Source organism: Aeromonas sp. R7-2 (genome assembly GCF_040908105.1).
GTDB lineage: Bacteria > Pseudomonadota > Gammaproteobacteria > Enterobacterales > Aeromonadaceae > Aeromonas > Aeromonas caviae.
The window spans coordinates 127,870-144,756 of record NZ_JBFODC010000026.1 but is presented as its reverse complement, the minus strand read 5'-3'; the positions used below and the strand labels follow the sequence as shown (position 1 = coordinate 144,756).

22 protein-coding genes are annotated in these 16,887 nt (G+C 61.1%); 12 read left to right on the top strand and 10 right to left on the bottom strand.

What is annotated here, in order from left to right; translation table 11 throughout:
* The first annotated feature begins 91 nt into the window (after nt 1-91).
* The 9 genes from AB5Y47_RS11430 to AB5Y47_RS11390 all read left to right on the top strand — a co-directional run bounded on the left by AB5Y47_RS11430 (nt 92) and on the right by AB5Y47_RS11390 (nt 7,767).
* Nucleotides 92-454 (top strand): transcriptional regulator, encoded by a 363-nt coding sequence (locus AB5Y47_RS11430; RefSeq protein ID WP_041211840.1) that lies wholly within the window; start codon nt 92-94, stop codon nt 452-454.
* Nucleotides 455-820, top strand: a complete 366-nt coding sequence (locus tag AB5Y47_RS11425) for an SFCGS family glycine-rich protein (RefSeq protein WP_049637185.1) — start codon at nt 455-457, stop codon at nt 818-820.
* A complete protein-coding gene (locus tag AB5Y47_RS11420) occupies nt 820-1,116 on the top strand; it encodes a DUF4312 family protein (RefSeq protein WP_049637184.1) in 297 nt (98 codons plus the stop codon). Before AB5Y47_RS11425 ends, AB5Y47_RS11420 begins: the two co-directional genes overlap by 1 nt.
* Nucleotides 1,117-1,141: 25 nt before the next feature.
* Nucleotides 1,142-1,918, top strand: a complete 777-nt coding sequence (locus AB5Y47_RS11415; protein WP_049637183.1) for a DUF4311 domain-containing protein — start codon at nt 1,142-1,144, stop codon at nt 1,916-1,918.
* Between the two features lie 11 nt (nt 1,919-1,929).
* Nucleotides 1,930-2,580: a DUF4310 family protein gene (locus tag AB5Y47_RS11410; RefSeq protein WP_041211843.1), complete on the top strand. Its 651-nt coding sequence runs from the start codon at nt 1,930-1,932 to the stop codon at nt 2,578-2,580.
* Between the two features lie 201 nt (nt 2,581-2,781).
* Nucleotides 2,782-3,921 (top strand): amidohydrolase/deacetylase family metallohydrolase, encoded by a 1,140-nt coding sequence (locus tag AB5Y47_RS11405; RefSeq protein WP_049637182.1) that lies wholly within the window; start codon nt 2,782-2,784, stop codon nt 3,919-3,921.
* Entirely contained in the window at nt 3,905-5,020 is a 1,116-nt protein-coding gene (locus tag AB5Y47_RS11400; RefSeq protein ID WP_049637181.1) for a DgaE family pyridoxal phosphate-dependent ammonia lyase, read from the top strand. The genes AB5Y47_RS11405 and AB5Y47_RS11400 overlap by 17 nt, the downstream gene beginning before the upstream one ends.
* Nucleotides 5,020-5,760, top strand: coding sequence for a KDGP aldolase family protein (locus tag AB5Y47_RS11395; protein WP_049637180.1), 741 nt, complete (start codon nt 5,020-5,022; stop codon nt 5,758-5,760). The genes AB5Y47_RS11400 and AB5Y47_RS11395 overlap by 1 nt, the downstream gene beginning before the upstream one ends.
* 102 nt (nt 5,761-5,862) lie before the next feature.
* Nucleotides 5,863-7,767, top strand: a complete 1,905-nt coding sequence (locus AB5Y47_RS11390) for a transcription antiterminator (protein ID WP_103244145.1) — start codon at nt 5,863-5,865, stop codon at nt 7,765-7,767.
* A gap of 15 nt (nt 7,768-7,782) precedes the next feature.
* On the opposite strand, the gene npr is transcribed toward AB5Y47_RS11390, so the two are convergent.
* From npr to AB5Y47_RS11340, 10 genes are all read right to left on the bottom strand, one after another.
* On the bottom strand, nt 7,783-8,055 hold the full coding sequence (gene npr / locus AB5Y47_RS11385; RefSeq protein ID WP_010675868.1) for a PTS phosphocarrier protein NPr: 273 nt from the start codon (nt 8,053-8,055) through the stop codon (nt 7,783-7,785).
* A gap of 20 nt (nt 8,056-8,075) precedes the next feature.
* Nucleotides 8,076-8,942: an RNase adapter RapZ gene (gene rapZ / locus AB5Y47_RS11380; protein ID WP_010675869.1), complete on the bottom strand. Its 867-nt coding sequence runs from the start codon at nt 8,940-8,942 to the stop codon at nt 8,076-8,078.
* 40 nt (nt 8,943-8,982) lie between these two features.
* On the bottom strand, nt 8,983-9,429 hold the full coding sequence (ptsN, locus tag AB5Y47_RS11375; RefSeq protein ID WP_010675870.1) for a PTS IIA-like nitrogen regulatory protein PtsN: 447 nt from the start codon (nt 9,427-9,429) through the stop codon (nt 8,983-8,985).
* A 2-nt stretch (nt 9,430-9,431) separates the two neighbouring features.
* Nucleotides 9,432-9,719 carry a ribosome hibernation promoting factor gene (gene hpf, locus AB5Y47_RS11370; RefSeq protein WP_005305957.1) on the bottom strand — a complete coding sequence of 96 codons (288 nt, stop codon included), beginning with the start codon at nt 9,717-9,719 and terminating at the stop codon, nt 9,432-9,434.
* A 20-nt stretch (nt 9,720-9,739) separates the two neighbouring features.
* Nucleotides 9,740-11,179, bottom strand: a complete 1,440-nt coding sequence (locus AB5Y47_RS11365; protein ID WP_041211850.1) for an RNA polymerase factor sigma-54 — start codon at nt 11,177-11,179, stop codon at nt 9,740-9,742.
* Nucleotides 11,180-11,244: 65 nt separating this feature from the next.
* Entirely contained in the window at nt 11,245-11,970 is a 726-nt protein-coding gene (lptB, locus tag AB5Y47_RS11360; protein WP_010675872.1) for an LPS export ABC transporter ATP-binding protein, read from the bottom strand.
* A gap of 12 nt (nt 11,971-11,982) precedes the next feature.
* Nucleotides 11,983-12,501: a lipopolysaccharide transport periplasmic protein LptA gene (gene lptA, locus AB5Y47_RS11355; protein WP_010675873.1), complete on the bottom strand. Its 519-nt coding sequence runs from the start codon at nt 12,499-12,501 to the stop codon at nt 11,983-11,985.
* Entirely contained in the window at nt 12,488-13,048 is a 561-nt protein-coding gene (lptC, locus tag AB5Y47_RS11350; RefSeq protein ID WP_039040473.1) for an LPS export ABC transporter periplasmic protein LptC, read from the bottom strand. Before lptC ends, lptA begins: the two co-directional genes overlap by 14 nt.
* Nucleotides 13,045-13,599 (bottom strand): 3-deoxy-manno-octulosonate-8-phosphatase KdsC, encoded by a 555-nt coding sequence (gene kdsC, locus AB5Y47_RS11345; RefSeq protein ID WP_049637178.1) that lies wholly within the window; start codon nt 13,597-13,599, stop codon nt 13,045-13,047. The genes lptC and kdsC overlap by 4 nt, the downstream gene beginning before the upstream one ends.
* On the bottom strand, nt 13,599-14,594 hold the full coding sequence (locus AB5Y47_RS11340; protein WP_029314845.1) for a KpsF/GutQ family sugar-phosphate isomerase: 996 nt from the start codon (nt 14,592-14,594) through the stop codon (nt 13,599-13,601). The genes kdsC and AB5Y47_RS11340 overlap by 1 nt, the downstream gene beginning before the upstream one ends.
* A gap of 206 nt (nt 14,595-14,800) precedes the next feature.
* Between AB5Y47_RS11340 and mlaF the strand changes: the two genes are divergently transcribed.
* The 3 genes from mlaF to mlaD are packed head-to-tail and all read left to right on the top strand — an operon-like array spanning nt 14,801 to nt 16,885.
* Complete coding sequence (gene mlaF, locus AB5Y47_RS11335) at nt 14,801-15,601, top strand: phospholipid ABC transporter ATP-binding protein MlaF (RefSeq protein ID WP_069785529.1); 801 nt, start codon at nt 14,801-14,803, stop codon at nt 15,599-15,601.
* Nucleotides 15,601-16,380, top strand: a complete 780-nt coding sequence (mlaE, locus tag AB5Y47_RS11330; RefSeq protein ID WP_010675878.1) for a lipid asymmetry maintenance ABC transporter permease subunit MlaE — start codon at nt 15,601-15,603, stop codon at nt 16,378-16,380. Before mlaF ends, mlaE begins: the two co-directional genes overlap by 1 nt.
* A gap of 7 nt (nt 16,381-16,387) precedes the next feature.
* Nucleotides 16,388-16,885, top strand: coding sequence for an outer membrane lipid asymmetry maintenance protein MlaD (mlaD, locus tag AB5Y47_RS11325; protein WP_010675879.1), 498 nt, complete (start codon nt 16,388-16,390; stop codon nt 16,883-16,885).
* The last annotated feature ends 2 nt before the right edge of the window (nt 16,886-16,887 follow it).

Genomic DNA, 16,887 nt, shown 5'->3' with positions numbered 1-16,887 from the left:
TCCACTTCGAATCGGAAAAAACCTGCCTCCTCCCGCACTCTCCTCCGCTTTATGGTGATCCCATCCTTTCTGCCAGCCTGGAGAGCAGACCTTGAACACCGACACCCATGACGCCCCCCTGACCCCGGACAGCCCGGCACTGCTGCGCAAGACCGACCTGACCCTGGCCCGCATTCACAACCTGCTGGCGGATCAGGGCATATGCCCCAACGACGTGCAGCAACAGATGCTGGCCTCCCACGTCAAGGCCATGGTGTGGCGCTCCTACAGCGGGGAATCCCTGCCGGAGGTTGACCTCAGCCTGTTCGAGGAGATCTCCCCCCTTTCCCTGCGCCTGGCCGAACAGGTCGTCGCCTGGCTCGACCGCCTCGCATACGAGGAGGCGCACCTCTTGTCCGTCCATTTTGAAGTGGCCAAAGAAAACGAACTCAGCTCAGTAAAAGGAGAAAGCTAAATGACTGCCATCAAACTCGTGATTGGAGATCGTCTCGGCAAGGGTCAGAAAGTGGGGGCAGGCGCAGAAGCCGCCGGCGCCACCGTGACCGTCATCCCCGGCATGGCCGCCGACATGAAGCTCGGTGATGTGATGAACAAGGAGCAGGCCGACCTTGGCATCTCCTTCTGTGGCAGCGGTGGCGCGGGCGCCATCACGGCCCAGACCAAGTACGGCTACAAGTGCCGCTACGGCATGCGATCCATCGAAGAGGGTGTCACCGCCATCAACGAGGGGTGCGTGGTACTGGGCTTCGGCTTCATGGACAAGGAAGAGCTGGGCCAGAAGCTGATCGAAGCCTTCGCCAAGAAACACGGGCGCACCTGATGAAAGAACACTTCACCACCCGGATCACGGTCAACGGCAAGGGGGCGACTCGCCAGCAGGCGTTCGCTGCAGCCCTCAGCCAGGTGCAACCCAGCCTGCTCAAGGAGAGCCCCAAGGTGATGCTGCGCATCGAACCCCTCGAGGTCGAGGTGCTCGAGGCCGAGGAGTCGGTACGGGTGGAGAAGTTCCTGTTCTTCTTCCTGCCACGCCAGCGCCACGAGTTCCGGGTCCGGCTGGCGATCACCGTCAAGGTCATCAGCCTGGATGTCGACAAGGTGGATTTCACCCGGGCCTGACCCCACAACCAAAAGGACAAGTTGGATGTTTCTAATCATTTTGATGAAGTCACTCATCATCGGCGGCCTGGTAGGCGTCGGGGTGGGGGCTGGCGCGGCGCGGATGTTCCACGCCCCGACCGTACAGGGGATGGGCGCGTTCCGTACCCTGGGCGAGCTCAACTCCTGCGAAGGGGACCCCGCCTCCCACTTCTCGTTCGGTCTGGGCTTCTTCTTTAACGCCTGGGCCTCCACGGTCGCGGCCGGCGCCTTCACCCAGGACGTGGATCACCGCATCCTGCCGAACTGGGGTGCAGCGACCCTGATGATCAAGAACCGGGATCTCGCCACCACCCTCCATGATCCCAAAAAGATGGCCATCGCCTGCGGCATCATTGGTGCCATCGTGGTCGCCTTCCTCAACAGCACGGCCGCCGCCGTACCTGCCGCCCTGCAGGTGACCGCGGTCAAGGTGCTGGTGCCCGCCGCCAACCTGCTGGTCAACACCGTCATGCCGGTGATCTTCTGGCTGGCCGCCATCGAGGCAGGCAAGAAGTCCGGCTTCTGGGCCACCATCTTCGGCGGTCTGGCCCAGCTCATCATGGGCAACGCGGTACCGGGCCTGGTGCTTGGCATCCTGATCGGCAAGGGGGTGGAGGAGAGCGGCTGGAACCACGTCACCAAGGTGATGATGAGTGCCATCGTCCTGCTGTTCGTGCTGAGCGGCTTCTTCCGCGGCTTTGACATGAAACTCATTGAATCCTTCCACCTGGGCGTTCCCCTGTGGCTGGAAAACGTCCACAACCTCATGAGCGGCAAATAAGGAAGCACACCATGGATGAGAAACTGAGAAACAACTTCTGGTATGCCGACTGGTCCTTCCCCATCTTTGTCGGTCTGCTCTCTTCCGGCGTCTTCGCCGGTACCCACATGTTCTACCTCTACGGGGTCGGCGCCTTCAACGAGGTGGCCTTCGTTGCCATGCTCAAGGCCGGTATGGACACGGGGGCCTATGGTGCAGTCGCCGCCTTCGGTGCCAGCTTCCTGTTCGCCCGCATCATCGAGGGCTCCCTGGTGGGGATCCTCGACATCGGCGGCGCCATCCAGACCGGAGTCGGCCTAGGGGTGCCCGCCCTGCTGCTGGGGGCCGGCATTGTCTATCCGGTGGAAAATTTCACCGCTTCCCTGATCACCGGCATGGGGATTGGGATGGCCATCGGCTACGTGATCATCCTGGCGCGCAAGTTCACCATCAACCAGAGCAACTCCACCTACGGGGCGGACGTCATGATGGGGGCTGGCAACAGCTCCGGCCGCTTCCTCGGTCCCCTCATCATCCTCTCCGCCATGGGCGCCTCCATTCCCATCGGGATAGGCTCCCTGCTGGGTGCCCTGCTGTTCTACATCTGGGAGAAGCCCATCACGGGCGGCGCCATTCTGGGGGCCATGCTGTTCGGGACCTTCTTCCCCATCGCCCTGGCTTAATCCAAGGCCGTCTCTTCGGCGGCATTCAAGAACCTGTTTGCGCTCTGCCGCGAAAGGTCGTCAGCAAGGTGAAGAGCAGCACAGGGGCCGGAGCGTATGGATAGACGTGAGAACTCCTGGTTACAAATACGCGAGCAGCATATGAGCCTTGGAAGCGGCCTCGCAGTAAGAGCACAAGCAGGTTCCAAGAGGGATATCAGCATGTACGACATGATCATCAGGGCGGGACGCCTGGGAAACGGGCAGCTTGTCGACGTCGCCATCAAGCATGGCAAGATAGCGGCGCTGGGTTCGCTGCCAGGGAGCACGGAGGCGAAGCAAACCCTCACTCTGGGCGGGCAGGTCCATGTGAGCGCCGGCTGGATCGACGGCCACACCCACTGCTACCCCGCCTCTCCCATCTATCACGATGAGCCGGACAAGGTGGGCGTGGAATCCGGCGTCACCACCGTCATCGACGCCGGCAGCACCGGAGCCGACGATGTGGACGACTTCCAGCGTCTCGCCGCCACCTGCAAGACCCGGGTGCATGCCCTGCTCAACATCTCCCGCATCGGTCTGCTGCGTCAGAACGAGCTGGCGGATCCGGCAGACATCGATCCCGTCCTCGCCCAAGCGGCCATCCGGCGCCATCCCGGCTTCATCGTCGGCATCAAGGCGCGCATGAGCGGCAGCGTGGTGGGTGAAAGCGGTCTGCAACCCCTGCGCATGGCCAAGCAGATCCAGCAGGCCAATGGCAACTTGCCGCTGATGGTGCACGTGGGCAACACGCCGCCGGATCTGGACGAGATCGTCGCCCTGCTGGGGGAGGGCGATCTGCTGACCCACTGCTTCAACGGCAAGCCCAACCGCATCCTGACCCCGGCCGGCGAACTGCGCCAGGCGGTGCGTGAGGCGATGCGGCGGGGGCTCTTGCTCGACATCGGCCACGGCGGCGCCAGCTTCAGCTTCGAAGTGGCGGAGCTGGCCATTGCTCAGGGGATCCTGCCCCACACCATCAGTTCAGACATCTACTGCAAGAACCGCATCAAGGGGCCCGTCTACAGTCTGGCCCACGTGATGTCGAAGTTCTTCGCCATCGGCATGACCCTGGAGCAGGTGCTCGCCTGCGTCACTCACCAGGCCGCCGATGCCCTGCGCCTGCTCGGCAAGGGGCGACTCGAGGTGGGCGCCGATGCAGACATCACCCTGTTCGAGGTGAGCTGCGGCCCCACTCTCTTTACCGATACCGAGGCCGGCGCCCGCAGCGGTGACCGGCAACTGCTCCCTCTCGCTGCCTTGGTGGGCGGCGAACTGGTTCTGACTCACTACGGGAAATCACACCATGCCTTCTGTGTATGAGAAATACCGGCTCAAACCGGTGATCAACGCCTCCGGGCGCATGACCATCCTCGGCGTATCCACCCCCGAGCAGGAGGTGGTCGATGCGGTCAACTTCGGCCTCGGCCACTACTTTGAGGTGAAGGATCTGGTCAACAAGACCGGCGCCTACCTGGCCGAACTGCTGGGCGTTGAAGATGCGGTGGTGGTCTCCTGCGCCAGCGCCGGCATCGCCCAGTCGGTGGCCGCCGTGATCGTGCGCGGCGACCCCTATCGCCTCGAGCAGTTGCATGCTCATGCCCACGACGTGCCGAGCGACATCGTGCTGCCCAAGGGCCACAACGTGAACTTTGGTGCCCCCGTCGGCACCATGGTCAACCTGGGGGGCGGCAGGGTGGTGGAGGCAGGCTACGCCAACGAGTGCTCACCCGCCCAGCTGGCCGCCGCCATCCATGCCAATACCGCCGCCATCCTCTACATCAAGTCCCACCACTGCGTGCAGAAGAGCATTCTGTCGGTGGCCGAGGCAGCCGAGGTGGCCAAGGCCCACGGGATCCCGCTCATCGTCGATGCAGCGGCCGAAGAGGATCTGCGTCTCTACTACAACCAGGGTGCGGATCTGGTCATCTACAGCGGCGCCAAGGCCATCGAAGGGCCCACCAGCGGCCTGGTGCTCGGCAGGCGTCAGTATGTGGAGTGGGTCAAGCAGCAGGCCAACGGCATCGGCCGTGCCATGAAGGTGGGCAAGGAGGGGATCCTCGGCCTCACTCACGCCATCGAACGCTATCTGGCCAAAGAGAAGGAGAGCGGCGCCGCCATGGTCGCCAAGATGACCCCCCTCATCGAGCGCCTCAACCAGCTGCCCGGCGTCACCGCCAAGGTGGTGTGGGACAGCGCGGGGCGCGACATCGCCCGCACCGACATCACCTTCGACCACCAGCAGATCGGCATGACCACGGCGGAAGTGGTCTCCCGTCTGCAACAGGGTACCCCCGCCATCTACTGCCGCAGCTACAAGGCCAACGAGGGGCACATCGAGATAGACGTGCGCAGCGTCACCGTGCCCCAGCTCGACCAGATCCACTCCGCCATTGCCCACCTCGTTCAGGAGAACAACTGATGTCTCTTACCCCCAATTACTACCGCGATCGGGTCTGCCTCAACGTGCTGGCAGGTTCCAAAGAGAATGCCGTCGACATTTATGAGGCCGCCGAGGGTCATGTGCTGGTCGGTGTGCTCTCCAAGAACTACCCGGACATTCCCTCTGCCGTCGCCGACATGCAGGCCTACGCCAAGCTCATCGACAACGCCCTCTCCATCGGGCTGGGAGCCGGTGATCCGCGCCAGTCCGCCATGGTGGCCGAGCTGGCCCGCCAGTTGCAGCCCCAGCACGTCAATCAGGTGTTCACCGGGGTCGGGGCCAGCCGGGCGCTGCTCGGTCAAGCTGATACCCTGGTCAATGGCCTTGTCTCCCCCACCGGCACCCCCGGCATGGTGAAGATCTCCACTGGCCCCCTCAGTAGTCAGCAGCCCGATGGCATCGTCCCCATCGATACCGCCATTGCCCTGCTCAAGGACATGGGGGGCAGCTCGGTCAAGTTCTTCCCCATGGGGGGACTCGCCTACCGCGCCGAGTATCAGGCTGTGGCCGAGGCCTGTGCCCGCCACGGCTTCTGGCTGGAGCCCACCGGCGGCATCGATCTTGAGAACTTCGAGGAGATAGTGCGGATCGCGCTGGAGGCAGGAGTCGAGAAGGTGATCCCCCACGTCTACAGCTCCATCATCGACAGTGTCAGTGGCCAGACCCGGCCGGAGGATGTGCGTACCCTCCTCGCCATGGTGAAGGCACTGCTGGCATAGCAACCCCACAGGCACCGGTCCGATCACTGGGCGGTGCCTGGCTTGTTAATGACCCCCTTGTTAACATCGCCCCACCATCCGCGACAGGAGTCCCCACCCCTCATGACCAAGCTGCCCCACCCCAGACTCCAGCAACTGCTCGCCCTGCTTCACGCCGAGCCTCTGCCACAGGAGGAGCTGGCCCGCCGTCTCAATGTTTCCACCCGCACGGTGCGTACCGACGTGGCGACCCTGAACGAGCTCATCGCCACCCGGGGCGCCCACCTGATCCATCAGCGGGGCAGCGGCTACCAGCTCAAGATCTACAATCAGGGACTGTTCGATGCGCTGCTGGCCGCCCAGGGGCAGGAGAGCCCCCTGCCTCGCACCAGCCGCGAGCGGGTGCTGCACCTCCAGGTCTTGCTGCTGACGGCGGAACAGGGGATCAAACTCGACGAGCTGGCGGACACCTGGTATCTGAGCCGGGCGGCTTTGCAAGGGGACATGACGGAGGTGCGGGAGCGGCTCGCCCACTTCGGGCTCACCATCGACAGCAAACCCAGAGTGGGGATGCGCATTGCGGGAAGCGAGATGGCGATCCGCGCCTGCCTCACCCAACTGCTCTGCCAGGAGCTGCTGCACCAGCATCCGCTCCAGAGCCTGTTGCCCACCCTCTGTCCCAGCAAGACGCTGGAGGTAGTGGGCAACCACATTCACGAGCAACTCGGTCGCCATCAGCTGCGCCTGGCCGACGAGAGCCTGCAGCAAGTCACCGTCTACTGTGCCGTCGCACTGCTTCGCCAGGCGTCTGGCCACGAGTTGCGCCAGTTTGCCAGCGACGACATCACCCCACCCCTGGCAGTGGTGGCCCGCGACATCTATGCCGAGCTGCCAACCCTGACGTCACCGGGGCAGGAAGAGATCGCCTGTCTCGCCATCCAGATCCAGGCTCGCCTCACTGCAGAGACGCCCCTGCTCAGCCCGGCCATGGCGGCCGAGAGCGAGCAGCTGACTACGCACCTGCTGGGTTACATCCACCACCACTACCCCTATGACCTGCGCGGCGACCCGCAATTGCGAGCCGACCTGCAGACCCATATCGGCGCCATGCTGCTGCGAGTCAAATACCAGATTGGCAGCCACAATCCCCTGGCGGACCACATCAAGCAGTATTACCCCCTCGCCTACGACATCACCCTGGCGGCCATCTCTGAGTGGATCAGGCAGACCCCCTACCGGTTGACCCATCACGAGATCGGCTACCTGGTGATCCACATCGGGGTCGGCCTGGAGCGCCACTACGACATCGGTTACACCCGGCGCCCCCAGGCGCTGCTGCTGTGCGATGCGGGCAACGCCACCTTCCGGGTGCTGGAAGCACGCATCCGGCGGGAATACCCCCAACTGCAGCTGACCACGCTGGAGTCGGTACGGGATTACGAAGGGCTTGCGCGGATCGAGCAGGATTTCGTCATCAGCACCCTCAAGGTGAGCGAGAAGAATGCTCCCGTGGTACAGGTCTCCCCCTTCCCGACTCAGTACCAGCTGGAGCAGCTCGGCAAGCTGGTGCTCGTCGATCGCACCCGTCCCTATCTGCTCGACAAGTATTTCGATGCCGACCACTTCATGGTGCTTGATGAACCCATCAGCCAGGGGGTGCTGTTTGATCGCATCTGCAGCCAGCTTGAGGCGGAGGATCTGGTGGAGAGCGGATTCCGGGGATCCTTGCAGGAGCGGGAGCGAATTGTCTCAACCATGCTGGGGGACGGCATCGCTCTGCCCCACTCCCTCGGCCTGCTGGCGCGCCGCACCCTGGTCTATACCGTGCTGGCCCCCCAGGGGATCGATTGGGGCAACGGCGAGAGCGCTACCCTCATCTTCGTGCTGGCCATCGCCAAGGCGGATTATGAGGAAGCCATGGGACTTTATGATCTGTTTCTGGCACTGATGAACGAAAAAGCCAGCAGAAGTCTGCTGGCTTGTCGGGATTTTGCCGCTTTCAAGGCGCTGGCTCGCAGCGCACCTTGAGCACGCCGAGGCGTATTACTCCTCATTGAAGCCCGAGGTGAACAGCGCCACCACGGCGGCCAGGGCCTCCACCTCTTCGGGGCCCTCCACCTGCACCTCCACCTGTTTGCCCTGGGCGGAGTCCAGCATCAGCAGGCCGATCACGCTGTCCGCGTCGGCCTCGACCCCCTCTTCGTTGCGCAGCAACACGTGGGCATCGAACCCCTGCACCAGCTCGAACAGCATCATGGCCGGTCGCGCGTGAATGCCTAACTTGTTTTTGACTTCTACCGAGGCGGAAACGGTCATCTGAGCATCCTGTGGATCTGTCAGGCGGGGTTTGAACGCTTGTCCAACGTGCGATGGCGGATCTGCACGTTCTTGCCAAGCAAGCGGAATGCGCTGGCCAGCCGTTCGGCGATGAACACCGAGCGGTGTTGTCCGCCGGTACAGCCAATCCCGACGGTCACATAGCTGCGATTGTTGCGCTCCAAGTGGGGCAACCAGGTCCCCAGCATATTCTCGATCTGCTGGATGAACAGCATGACATCCGGCTGGCTGGAGAGGTAGTTGGCCACGGGCTCATCCTTGCCGGTGAAGGGCTTGAGCTCCGGGATCCAGTGCGGGTTGGGCAGGAAACGGGCGTCGAACACGAAGTCCGCATCCTTGGGAATGCCGTACTTGAAGCCGAACGACTCGAACACCAGCACCAGCTCGTTCTCTTTCTTGCCGAGCACCCGGGTTTTGATGAGCTCGCTGAGATCGTGAATGCTGAGGTTGGTGGTGTCGATGCGCAGGTCGGCGGTCGAGGAGAGCGGTGCCAGCAGGTGGGTCTCTTCCCGGATCGCCTCGTCCAGCGAAAGCTTGTTGCGGGACAGAGGATGCAGACGGCGGCTCTCACCGTAGCGTTTGAGCAGGGTCGCGTTGTCCGCATCGAAGAAGAAGCTCGAAAACTTGACTCGCCCCTCGTTGCGCACCTGGCTCAGCAGGTTCTCCAGCCTGTCTGCCTGGGCAGGCAGGTTGCGCACGTCGATGCTGACAGCCAGCTTGTCATACTGGCTCTCCACCGACACGATCAACTGGGGCAGCAGGTTGACCGGCAGGTTGTCCACGCAGTAGTACCCGAGATCCTCGAGCACCCTCAGGGCCACCGTCTTGCCGGAGCCCGAACGACCGCTTACTACTATTAACTGCATCTTGTCCCCTCACGCCAACGTGGCTGTGTCAGACCCGGCCTCAGGCCGACGTCATGATCTGATAGAGTTCTTCGTCGCTGGTCGCCTGGCGCAACTGGCGGCAGACGGCCTTGTCACCCAGTTTGGATGCCATCAGGGAAAGAGTCTTGAGGTGCTGCTTGCACTCGCTTTCCGGCACCAGCAATGCAAAGAGCAGGTCAACCGGTTGATTGTCGATAGAATCGAAAGGGATGGGCTCGGAGAAGGTCATCAACACGGCGGTCGGCGCGAAGGCGTCGTCAATCCGGCCGTGGGGGATGGCGATACCGGCTCCGATCCCGGTACTGCCCATCTTTTCTCGCGCCAGCAGGCTTTCAAACAGGACCTGGCGGGAAGCGCCGAGGCGCTCTGCGGCCAGTTCACTGATGATCTCGAGCGCGCGTTTCTTGCTGGTACAAGGGACCGCACTCTTGGTGCAGTCCCGACTCAGTATGTGTTCAAGTTGCATAGTTATTTTTGATTTAACTTATCTTTGTGCTTGATGATCTGCCGATCCAGTTTATCCAGCAGGGTATCAATCGCCGCATACATGTCGGCATGCTGCGAATTGGCGAACACCTCTCCCCCGCTGACATGCAGCTTGGCTTCGGCGATCTGGTTCAGTTTTTCGACGCTCAACACCACGTGTACGTTGTTGATATGGTCAAAGTGACGCTCGAGTTTGGCAAATTTGTTGTTCACATAATCACGCAGAGCTTCGGTAATCTCGACATGGTGTCCGGTCAGGTTAATTTGCATAACGTCTTCCTTTTGTTTGCCTAAACCAGGCGTTTGCGCTGATTGGATGGCGGGATCAACAAGGATTCACGGTACTTTGCGATCGTGCGTCTCGCCACCATAATACCCTGTTCGGCCAGCAAATCCGCGATCTTGCTATCACTAAGCGGCTTGGCGGGGTTTTCCGCCGTCACCAGCTTCTTGATCAGGGCGCGAATAGCGGTCGATGAGCACTCTCCTCCTCCCTCCGTATTGACGTGACTGGAGAAAAAAAACTTCAGTTCAAAAATGCCGCGGGGCGTATGCATGTACTTCTGGGTCGTGACCCGTGAAATGGTCGACTCATGCATCTCCACCGCTTCCGCGATGTCGTTGAGTACCATGGGTTTCATGGCCTCTTCGCCGTACTCGAAAAAGCCCTGCTGCTGCTCGACGATGCAGCTGGCCACCTTGAGCAGGGTGTCGTTACGACTCTCCAGGCTCTTGATGAACCACTTGGCCTCCTGCAAATGAGAACGGATGAACTGGGTATCCGTGCTGCTGCGGGCATTGCGCGCCATGGCCGCATAGGCCTCGTTGACACGGATGCGCGGAGCAGAATCCGGATTGAGTTCAACCACCCACTTGCTGCCCTTCTTGACCACGGACACATCCGGGATCACGTACTGGGATTCACTCTGGATGATGCCGTTGCCGGGTCTGGGCTCCAGTTGCTGGATGAGATCCAGCACCTCCTTGAGATCGCTCTCCTTGAGGCGGGTCTTGCGAGCCAGGGTGCGGTAGTCGCGATTGCCGAGCAGGTCCATGTGTTCGCGGATCACCTCTCTGGCTTCGTCGAGCCAGGGCAGGTCCGGCGAATACTGGCCGAGCTGGATCAGCAGACACTCTTGCACCGAACGGGCGGCGATGCCGACCGGATCGAAATGCTGCACCCGCTTGAGCACGGCTTCGATCTCATCCAGTTCGACTTCTACCTCCTCGCTGCTGACTGCAGCCTGAATATCCTCGAGGGTGGCAGTCAGATACCCGGATTCGTCGATGGCATCGATGATGGCAAGGGCGATGGCCGCATCCACATCACTGAACGGGGTGAGCCGCATCTGCCACAGCAGGTAGTCTTGCAGGTTCTCGGTGGTCTCCCCCTGATAGACGCTGTCTTCCCCGTCATGGATGGGGCCTGCACTCTGGGCCGTACCGGCCGAGTAGACCTCGTCCCAGGTGGTGTCCACCGGCAGTTCATCCGGCATGCTCTCCTGGGCCATGGCATCGCTGGAGTCGAGTTGACTGGCGTCCTGTGTCTCTGCCTGACTGGTTTCCTGCGCCTCGTTCTCCTCTTGCTCCAGCAAGGGGTTGTTGTCGAGCGCTTGCTGAATTTCCTGCTGGAGTTCCAGGGTGGAGAGCTGGAGCAGACGAATCGCTTGTTGTAATTGTGGCGTCATGGTCAGGGACTGACCGAGACGCAACTGTAATGTCGGCTTCATCTACGTCGGGATATCCTTATGTTCAGCGAGGCAGTCACCTAACAAAAATGAGGGGTGCCCCCTTACTATAGACTGAATTGATCGCCCAAATAGACGCGCTTGACCTGCTCATCGGCGAGGATATCGGCCGGCGCGCCCTCGGCAATCATCTTGCCGTGGCTGACGATGTAGGCCTTCTCGCACACATCCAGCGTCTCTCTGACGTTGTGGTCCGTTATCAGCACACCCAACCCGCGTTCTTTCAGATGCTGGATGATCTTTTTGATATCGATGACTGAAATAGGATCAACACCTGCGAAAGGCTCATCGAGCAGAATGAATCTCGGCTCTGCCGCCAGCGCCCGGGCGATTTCCACCCGGCGCCGCTCCCCACCCGAGAGGCTCTGACCCAGGCTGTCGCGGATATGGGTGATATTGAACTCTTCCAGCAACTGTTCGACCTTATCCTCCCGCTCTTCGCGGCTCAACCCCTTGCGGGTCTGCATGACCCCCATCAAGTTGTCGAACACCGACAGGCGCCGGAAGATGGAGGCCTCCTGGGGCAGATAGCCGATGCCATTGCGGGCACGGATATGCATGGGCTGCAGGCTGATGTCCTGCTCGTCGATGGTGATGAGGCCGGCATCTCGCTGCACCAGGCCCACGATCATGTAGAAGGAGGTCGTCTTGCCCGCGCCGTTCGGGCCGAGCAGGCCCACGATCTGGCCCGTTCCCACCTCCAGGCTCACATCGCTGACCACCATGCGGCGCTTGTAGCTCTTTTGCAGACCCGTTGCTTTTAACACTGCCATGGCTGTTGTTTCCTACTTCTTCTGATCGGCGGGTTTGTCGAAGTTCTCCACCTGATCCGGCAGGAACACCGTCTTGACGCGCTGGGTGGGCCCCTTGCTCTCGGCAATCATCTTCTGCTTGACGATGTCGTAGCGAATGAGATCGCCGGTCACCTGGCTGTCTTCCTGCTTGAGCTGGCCATTGCCGGTGATGGTCACCAGCCGGTTCTTAAGCTCGTAGCGGATGCTGTTGCCATGGGCATTGACCGGTTTGCCGTTGTCCAGCACCTGGAAGAAGGTGGCTGGGTTGCCATACGCGGTCATCACCTCGGCGCCCTTGTCGCCGGAGCGGATCACCACCACCTTGTCGGCCTTAATCTTGATGGTGCCCTGGGTGATGATGACATCCTCGCTGAAGGTGATGCGGTTGTCCTGCATCTCGGCCACCTGCTTGACCGCATCCACATAGACCTTCTCGGCAAAGTCGGACTCTTTGGCATTCAGGGAACCGCACAGCAACAGGGCCGTGAGGGCCAGATTAACGTTTTTCATTGAAATAAGTGGCATGGCCTTTATCCAGTAACTCGAAATATTTACGTTCCAGGTGGCCCTTGAGGCCAACGCCCTCGGTCTGGAACTCCTGGCCCACAATGCTGATGTGCTGGTTGCTTCTCATCCCCTGCGTCACCAGATCCAGCTCCAGATAGGAGGTATCCAGCGTGGAGATGAAGGAAGCGGGCAGCAGACCGTCCAGATGCACCTTGTCACGGAGGATCACATTGTCATCGGTGTTGAGCACCCCGGTTTCGGCCGTCAGCTTCCATTCGGCCGCGCCCTTGTCATCGAACATGTAGACCACCGGCTTGGTGAAAGTGGCCTGCTCGAGCACCTGGTAGTACTCCGCATATTCGGATTCCAGCCGCTCGGTGCGCTTGCCCTGCTCGTTGAAGCGGGTCGTCACCAACTCTCTGGCGGTGAAGTCCGGTTGAAAATTTTCCGTCTTGGTGGTCGGCTCGGGGACCAGCTCGATCTCCCCCAGCTGCCAGGCCGCCAGCGCAGCCAGAAACAGCAGGCCGAACAGCACAGTCTGTTTGTTCATCGCGACGCCTCGGGTTGATAGTCAGCCAATCCCTGGGCCTGCAAGATCAGGTCGCACACCTCGCGCACGGCCCCGACGCCACCGCCAAGCCGCGTCACCAGATCCGCCTTCGCCAGCACAAGCGGATGGGCGTCGGCAACAGCGATACCCAGGCCGCAAGCCTGCATCACCGGCAGATCGATGGTGTCATCTCCCATATAGGCGGCTTGCGATCCATCCAGCCCGAGCTTGGTCAGCAAGGCCTCGAAGTGGGGCAGCTTTTTGTCTGCACCCTGCACCAGGTGCTGGACTCCCAGACTCCTCATGCGATCGCTGACGATGCGGGAGTTTCGCCCCGTGATGATGGCAATCTCGATGCCCGCATTGAGCAGGGCACGCATGCCGGCACCATCACGGGTGCAGAAAGTCTTCAGCTCTTCGCCGTTATTGCCCATATAGATGAAGCCGTTGGAGAGCACCCCATCCACATCGCACACCAGCAGGCGGATCTGCGCCGCCTTCTCGTACTGGCTGCGCGTCACCAGACCATAGAGGGTCGGTACGTCTTGCATCAAATTACTCCGGCTTTCAGCAGGTCATGCATGTTGAAGGCACCCAGCGGGTGTCTCTCCCCATCCACGACCAACAACCCGTTGATTTTCCTGGTTTCCATCAGCTTGACGGCCTCGGCCGCCATCATCTCAGGCCCTACGGTAACACAGTTCACCGTCATGACGCGGCTGATGGGGGTGTGATGAATATCCACCTGCAGGTCCAGAATGCGGCGCAGGTCACCATCGGTGAACAGACCGGCAAGCAGCCCTTGATCGTCCACCACCGCCGTCATGCCGAGCCCCTTGCGGCTCACTTCCAGCAGCGCCTGGCTGATGGTGGCATCTATCCCCACCTTGGGCAACAGCTCGCCGCTGTGCATCAGATCGCCCACTCGCAACAGCAACCGCTTGCCGAGGGACCCGCCCGGGTGCGACAGCGCAAAGTCATCGGCGGTGAAGCCACGGGCCTCCAGCAGGGCCACGGCCAGCGCGTCCCCCATCACCAGGGTGGCGGTAGTGCTGGATGTCGGGGCCAGACCGAGGGGGCAGGCCTCTTTCTCCACCTTGATGCACAGGTGCACGTTGGCCTCTTTCGCCATGGTGGAAGCAGGATTGCCTGTCATGCAGATGAGTGGAATGCCGCGGCGCTTGAGCACCGGCAGCAGGGCCAGGATCTCGTCGCTCTCGCCGGAGTTGGATATGGCGATGATGAGATCCCCGGCTGAGATCATGCCGAGATCCCCGTGGCTCGCCTCGCCCGGGTGCAGGAAGAAGGCGGGCGTTCCCGTGCTGGCCAGGGTCGCGGCAATCTTGTTACCGATATGACCCGACTTGCCCATGCCGGTCACCACTATCTTGCCGCCACAGCGCAGCACCATCTCGCAGGCGCGCTCGAACGCCTCGTCAAGGTACTGGTAGAGTCCATCAATGGCTTGTTTTTCTATGTCCAGCACCGCTCGGGCGCTGCGACGGAAATCGAACAATTCAGACACTTTTTCAGGCTTTACAGACATAAAGGCACAGCTCCGGGCCGAAATTTGCTGCGGGATTATAAAAAAGTCTGCCGAGATAAGCGAATCGGATGCGGAATGGGCGGTCATTGACGCAGGTTGTTACATAAAACTGTCGCGTACTTGGGGGGGAAACCCGCTCAATAGTTGTTCCTCGCTGTTGCTTAGACCTAGACTAGCCCATAAAATTCGCTCTTCATTTATACCGGATGGACAATTGTTTGAACGATGACCTGATCACCATCTCCGACCTGACCTTCAGTCACGGGGATCGGCTGCTGTACGACAGGATCAACCTGACCATTCCCCGTGGCAAGGTCACCGCCGTCATGGGTCCGAGCGGGATCGGCAAGACCACCTTGCTGCGCCTGATCGGGGGCCAGCTCAAGCCTGAGTCCGGTCAGATCCTGTTTGACGGGGAAGACGTTCCCACTCTCTCCCGTTCACGCCTGTATGAAGTGCGTAAACGGATGAGCATGCTGTTCCAGAGTGGCGCATTGTTCACCGGCATGACCGTCTTCGACAACGTGGCCTTCCCGCTGCGGGAGCACTCCGGCCTGCCGGAAGAGCTGATCCGCACCATCGTCATGATGAAACTGCAGGCTGTCGGTCTGCGCGGGGCGGCCAAGCTGATGCCGTCCGAGCTCTCCGGTGGCATGGCCCGCCGTGCGGCCCTGGCGAGATCCATCGCGCTGGATCCGGATCTCATCATGTATGACGAGCCCTTCGTGGGGCAGGACCCCATCACCATGGCGGTGCTGGTGAAGCTCATCAAGGAGCTCAACGATGCCCTCGGCATCACCTCCGTCATCGTCACCCACGACGTGAAGGAGGTGCTGAGCATCGCCGACTACGCCTACATCATCGCCAACCGCAAGGTAGTGGCACACGGCACACCGGAGCAGCTGCGCGAGGAGCACAATCCCGAAGTCGAGCAGTTCCTCAAGGGATTGCCCGACGGTCCTGTTCCGTTTCATTTTCCGGCAGGCGACCTGCTACAGGATCTGTGATGTTGACAAGTCAGATAAGCAAGCTGGGCCGCAGCGGTGTGCGTTTCATCAACGCCGTCGGCCGGGCAACCATCATGCTGTTTCATGCACTGGCAGGACGACCCCAGCCACGCAAGCACTTCCCGCTGCTGGTGCAGCAACTGTATGTGGTGGGAGTGCAATCCGTCGCCATCATACTGGTGTCCGGCCTCTTCATCGGCATGGTGCTCTCCCTGCAGGGTTACAACGTATTGAAGGATTTCGGCGCAGAGCAGAGCCTGGGGCCTCTGGTTTCCCTCTCCCTGCTCCGTGAGCTGGGCCCTGTGGTCACCGCCCTGCTGTTCGCCGGTCGTGCGGGCTCCGCCCTCACCGCCGAGATCGGCCTGATGAAGGCCACCGAGCAGCTCTCCAGCCTGGAGATGATGGCGGTCGATCCGCTGCGCCGGGTCGTGGCGCCCCGCTTCTGGGCCGGGGTCATCAGCATGCCGCTGCTGGCCTTCATGTTCAGCCTGATCGGCATCTTTGGCGGCAAGCTGGTTGGTGTCGACTGGCTGGGGGTGGACGAAGGCAGTTTCTGGTCCGCCATGCAGGCCTCCGTCGACTGGCAGGACGACATCATGCAGGGCGCCATCAAGAGCCTGATCTTCGCCCTGGTGGTGACCTGGATAGCGCTCTTCAACGGCTATGATGCCAAACCGACCTCGGCCGGGATCAGTCAGGCGACGACCCGTACCGTGGTTCACTCATCCCTGGCCGTGCTCGGTCTGGATTTTATACTCACCGCAGTCATGTTTGGATAAGGGAAAGATGAAGTTCAGCAAAGTAGAATTTCTGGTTGGCGCCTTCATGCTGGCTGGCATCGCGGCCATTCTGGCATTGGCACTGCAAGTGGCGGGATTGAGTTTCAAACCGGAAGGAGAAACCTATACCCTGCGCGCCCATTTCGATAATATCGGCGGCCTGAAAGTACGCTCGCCGGTCAAGGTCGGCGGCGTCGTCGTCGGTCGTGTCAGCGACATCACCCTGGATCCCAAGAGCCAGGTCCCCATCGTTTCCCTGCAGATGCAGAAGAGTGCCGGCGAGTTCTCCGAGACCAGCACCCTCTCCATCCTGACTTCTGGCCTGCTCGGTGAGCAGTACATAGGTCTAGCACCGGGGTTCAGCGATGAGGAGATGGGCACCAGCATGCTCAAGGATGGCGACATGATCGAAGACACCAAGTCCGCCATCGTGCTGGAAGATCTGATTGGCAAGTTCCTCTACAGCCAGTCCTCTCCGGCCAACACACCCGCAACCAAGGAGTAACC

Bases quoted from the DNA above. Each gene is read 5' to 3' on its own strand.
- AB5Y47_RS11425 (WP_049637185.1), top strand. From the start codon at position 455: ATGACTGCCATCAAACTCGTGATTGGAGATCGTCTCGGCAAGGGTCAG.
- AB5Y47_RS11420 (WP_049637184.1), top strand. From the start codon at position 820: ATGAAAGAACACTTCACCACCCGGATCACGGTCAACGGCAAGGGGGCG.
- AB5Y47_RS11415 (WP_049637183.1), top strand. From the start codon at position 1,142: ATGTTTCTAATCATTTTGATGAAGTCACTCATCATCGGCGGCCTGGTA.
- AB5Y47_RS11410 (WP_041211843.1), top strand. From the start codon at position 1,930: ATGGATGAGAAACTGAGAAACAACTTCTGGTATGCCGACTGGTCCTTC.
- AB5Y47_RS11405 (WP_049637182.1), top strand. From the start codon at position 2,782: ATGTACGACATGATCATCAGGGCGGGACGCCTGGGAAACGGGCAGCTT.
- AB5Y47_RS11400 (WP_049637181.1), top strand. From the start codon at position 3,905: ATGCCTTCTGTGTATGAGAAATACCGGCTCAAACCGGTGATCAACGCC.
- AB5Y47_RS11395 (WP_049637180.1), top strand. From the start codon at position 5,020: ATGTCTCTTACCCCCAATTACTACCGCGATCGGGTCTGCCTCAACGTG.
- AB5Y47_RS11390 (WP_103244145.1), top strand. From the start codon at position 5,863: ATGACCAAGCTGCCCCACCCCAGACTCCAGCAACTGCTCGCCCTGCTT.
- npr (WP_010675868.1), bottom strand. From the start codon at position 8,055: ATGACCGTTTCCGCCTCGGTAGAAGTCAAAAACAAGTTAGGCATTCAC.
- rapZ (WP_010675869.1), bottom strand. From the start codon at position 8,942: ATGCAGTTAATAGTAGTAAGCGGTCGTTCGGGCTCCGGCAAGACGGTG.
- ptsN (WP_010675870.1), bottom strand. From the start codon at position 9,429: ATGCAACTTGAACACATACTGAGTCGGGACTGCACCAAGAGTGCGGTC.
- hpf (WP_005305957.1), bottom strand. From the start codon at position 9,719: ATGCAAATTAACCTGACCGGACACCATGTCGAGATTACCGAAGCTCTG.
- AB5Y47_RS11365 (WP_041211850.1), bottom strand. From the start codon at position 11,179: ATGAAGCCGACATTACAGTTGCGTCTCGGTCAGTCCCTGACCATGACG.
- lptB (WP_010675872.1), bottom strand. From the start codon at position 11,970: ATGGCAGTGTTAAAAGCAACGGGTCTGCAAAAGAGCTACAAGCGCCGC.
- lptA (WP_010675873.1), bottom strand. From the start codon at position 12,501: ATGAAAAACGTTAATCTGGCCCTCACGGCCCTGTTGCTGTGCGGTTCC.
- lptC (WP_039040473.1), bottom strand. From the start codon at position 13,048: ATGAACAAACAGACTGTGCTGTTCGGCCTGCTGTTTCTGGCTGCGCTG.
- kdsC (WP_049637178.1), bottom strand. From the start codon at position 13,599: ATGCAAGACGTACCGACCCTCTATGGTCTGGTGACGCGCAGCCAGTAC.
- AB5Y47_RS11340 (WP_029314845.1), bottom strand. From the start codon at position 14,594: ATGTCTGTAAAGCCTGAAAAAGTGTCTGAATTGTTCGATTTCCGTCGC.
- mlaF (WP_069785529.1), top strand. From the start codon at position 14,801: ATGGACAATTGTTTGAACGATGACCTGATCACCATCTCCGACCTGACC.
- mlaE (WP_010675878.1), top strand. From the start codon at position 15,601: ATGTTGACAAGTCAGATAAGCAAGCTGGGCCGCAGCGGTGTGCGTTTC.
- mlaD (WP_010675879.1), top strand. From the start codon at position 16,388: ATGAAGTTCAGCAAAGTAGAATTTCTGGTTGGCGCCTTCATGCTGGCT.